The organism is Sphingobium sp. (assembly GCF_041987595.1).
Classification (GTDB): domain Bacteria; phylum Pseudomonadota; class Alphaproteobacteria; order Sphingomonadales; family Sphingomonadaceae; genus Sphingobium.
In genome coordinates, this window is record NZ_JBHIWJ010000190.1 from 1 (window position 1) to 3,076 (window position 3,076).

A 3,076-nucleotide genomic window follows, 5' to 3' on the forward strand; every position below is an offset into this window, starting at 1 on the left:
CCATCGCCCGAGCGCTCGATTGGACCACCCACACCTATCAGGTCGTGCATGTCGCTGAAACCGATGAGAAAGCGCGCGAAGAACTGGAAATCATTCTGCGCTCCTATCAGAGCGCGATCGAACGCGAGGCCGAATTCAACGCCCGCGCGGAATCGGACGATGCCAACAGGAAGACGGACCGCACGCCCAACGCGCTGACCGAGGACTGGATTGGCACATGGTGTCTTTATGGCTCGCCCGAAACCATCATCGAGCATCTGAAGCCTTATGAGGAACTGGGTATCGGCAACATCCTGTGCGGCACCACCACAGGCCCGCTGACCGAAGAACGCCTCGCGCTGGGCGATCAGACGCTGAAGCTTCTCTCCGAAAAGGTGATGCCGGCCTTCAAGGCGACCGTCCCGGCCGAGTGAAAGTGAAATGAGCGCGGTCCAGCAGAAGGTCGCGCCGTTTTTGAGGAGTATGCCATGGCGGAACATGCCGCATGACCGATAATCTGACGCTCGACCAGCGCCTCGCGATGAGCGCGGGCGCAACCATGTGGACCACCGTAGGCTATCCGGAAGCGGATATTCCCTCGCTCGCCATGGCCGATGGGCCGATGGGCGTCGCCAGCGGTCGCGTCGATGAACGCGACATCGCCCTGCTTACCCCCTGCCCCACCGCCTTGGGGGCAAGCTGGGATGTGGAGCTGAACGAACGCATCGGCGCACTTGTCGGCGGCGAGGCGATCCGGATGGGTGTGGACATGGTCCTTGCCCCCAATGTGAACCTTGCCCGCAGCCCGCTTGCGGGCCGCGCCTTTGAATATTTTTCCGAAGAGCCGCTGCTTGCGGGCGTTTTGGGTGCGGCATGGGCTATCGGTCTGCAGTCGACGGGGACGGCGTCGGTCGTCAAGCATCTCGTCTGCAACGACAGCGAGACCGACCGTGACCAGATGAACGCTGTCGTCGATGAACGGACGTTGCGTGAAGTCTATCTTCTGCCGTTCGAACTCTGTGCGCAGGCAGGCGTCGGGGGGATGTTGACCGCCTACAACCGCCTTAACGGAGACTGGTGCGCCGAGCAGCATCATGTCATCACCACCATCGTCAAGGGCGAATGGAAGTTCCCCGGCGTCATGATGAGCGACTGGTTCGGCACCCATTCGACGGTCGCCACGTTCAACGCCGGGCTTGACCTGGAGATGCCCGGCCCGGCCCGTTTTCTGGGCTCAAAAGCCGCAGAGGCCTGGGCTCAAGGGCAAATTGCCGCTGAACGCATCACCGATGCAGCTGACCGCGTCGCCATCGCGGCCCGCCGCTTCAAGGGTGAAAAGCGCAGCCCCATCACCGGCGCCGCAGCTGATGCACTGCTCGTCGAAGCCGCCGCAGCGGGGTTCGTGATGCTGAAGAATGAGGGCGGCCTGCTGCCCCTCGTTCCCGGTCGGGACAAGCATGTCGCGATCATCGGCCCAAATGCCGCTGCACCCTGCTATCAAGGGGGAACATTTGCGAAAATCGCGGTCGCGCCTGACGCGGCCCGTCCTCTGGATGCAATCCGCGCCCGTTACGAGCCCCATTGCCGCATCGATTATGAGCCGGGCGTTGATCCTCAGCCCCGCCTGCCCGCGATGCCGGTCAAACCGGTGCGCGATCTGGGGGATAACGCCGTCAGCGGCATGACCATCGATTATTATGACGGTCAGGATCCTGCCGCCGCGCCTCGCGCCAGCGAAACCCGCGATACCAATTCGCTGGTCTGGTTTGCGGGCGTTCATGACGATTCAGCTACCCTGAACCGGCCGGCGCGCATCGTGGCGAGGGGGATTTTCCGTGCCGAAGAAGACGGTGCGCATCTCTTTTATCTGGGCGCCACCGGCCCGGTTGTCATGCAGCTCGACGGGCAGGAAATTCTCGCCCAGAAGGAGCCTGTCCCCTCCTCTGACGTGATGGGCAAGCTCAAGAGCGGCGACGCCCGCCATGTCGAGATCGCGCTCAAGGCGGGTGAAGAACATCTGGTTGAGGTCGATTTCACCTATGACCCTGCTCGCGTCCACGGTCTTTGGTACGGCATCCGTCGGCCCGATACGCCCGAAGCGATGCTCGCCCGCGCCGTCGCCCTGGCAAGTGAAGCCGACGCGGTCATTCTGATCGTCGGCGAAACCTCCGACGCCAGCGTCGAAAGCAAGGATCGTGCGGACACTCATCTGCCCACCGAGCAGATTGCGTTGATTGAGGCCATCACCGCCGCCAATCCGCGCACCGCCATTATCGCCAATGTCGGCCACGCTTTCGATACCCGTTGGGAGGATGAGGCTGCCGCGCTGCTGGTCGCCTGGTATCCTGGGGAAGGCTTTGGCCATGCAATAGCGCAGGTGCTTGCCGGAGACCGTGAGCCGGGCGGACGCATGCCGGTATCGATAGCATATCAGGAGGCAGACTATCCGGCCTATTCGCTGAATCCGGATCCCAATGGCGACCTGCACTACAGCGAGGGCACCCGCTTGGGCTATCGTGGCATGATCGGTCCTCGCCACACGCTGGGCGCGGGCTTTGGCTATGCCGAGATTGGTTTCACGGATGCCCACGCCAATTGGCAGACCGACGGCGGCGTCACCATCACCGTAATGGTTGAAAACCGTTCCAGCCGTCCCGGCAGCGAAGTCATCCAGATTTACCGCCGCGCGCCGGAGCTTGCACTGGCCGGTTTCGCCAAGGTTCATCTCGCCCCCCATGAAAAGCGCGAAGTCACAATCGGAATTCCCCGCCGTCGTCTCCAGATCTGGTCGGACGGTTGGCAGGATATAGCCGATCCTCAACTTTTCGCGGGCCGGTCTGCGACCGACACCGCCTTCAATCTTTTCCTTTCTGTCCCGGAGCAAACAGCATGAGCCGCGTCACCGAAATCCGTTTTGTGGGCTACGGCGTTCCCGATCTGGAGGCCGAGCGTGCCTTCTATGCTGACCAGTGGAAGCTGGTCGAGGCGGGCGAGCAGGACGGCATAATCCATTTTGCTGCAGACGGGGGCGAGGAGACCTATGTGGTGCGGCTGCGTCAGGCCGATGAGCAGCGGATCGACGTGATCGCGCTGGCCG

2 protein-coding genes and 1 pseudogene are annotated in these 3,076 nt (G+C 62.5%); all 3 read left to right on the forward strand.

All coding sequences use genetic code 11. The features are described from left to right. A partial coding sequence (locus ACFC3J_RS22600; protein ID WP_375198162.1) for an LLM class flavin-dependent oxidoreductase occupies window positions 1-413 on the forward strand: 413 nt, incomplete at its 5' end. Window positions 414-484: 71 nt separating this feature from the next. After that, the gene (locus tag ACFC3J_RS22605; RefSeq protein WP_375198163.1) at window positions 485-2,872 is read left to right on the forward strand and encodes a glycoside hydrolase family 3 protein; all 2,388 of its coding nucleotides are present in this window, start codon (window positions 485-487) and stop codon (window positions 2,870-2,872) included. Beyond that, window positions 2,869-3,076: pseudogene (locus ACFC3J_RS22610) on the forward strand (oxidoreductase); the annotation flags it as partial. The gene ACFC3J_RS22605 and the pseudogene ACFC3J_RS22610, both read left to right, overlap by 4 nt.

Coding starts and splice junctions, on each gene's coding strand:
- ACFC3J_RS22605 (WP_375198163.1), top strand. CDS start 485: ATGACCGATAATCTGACGCTCGACCAGCGCCTCGCGATGAGCGCGGGC.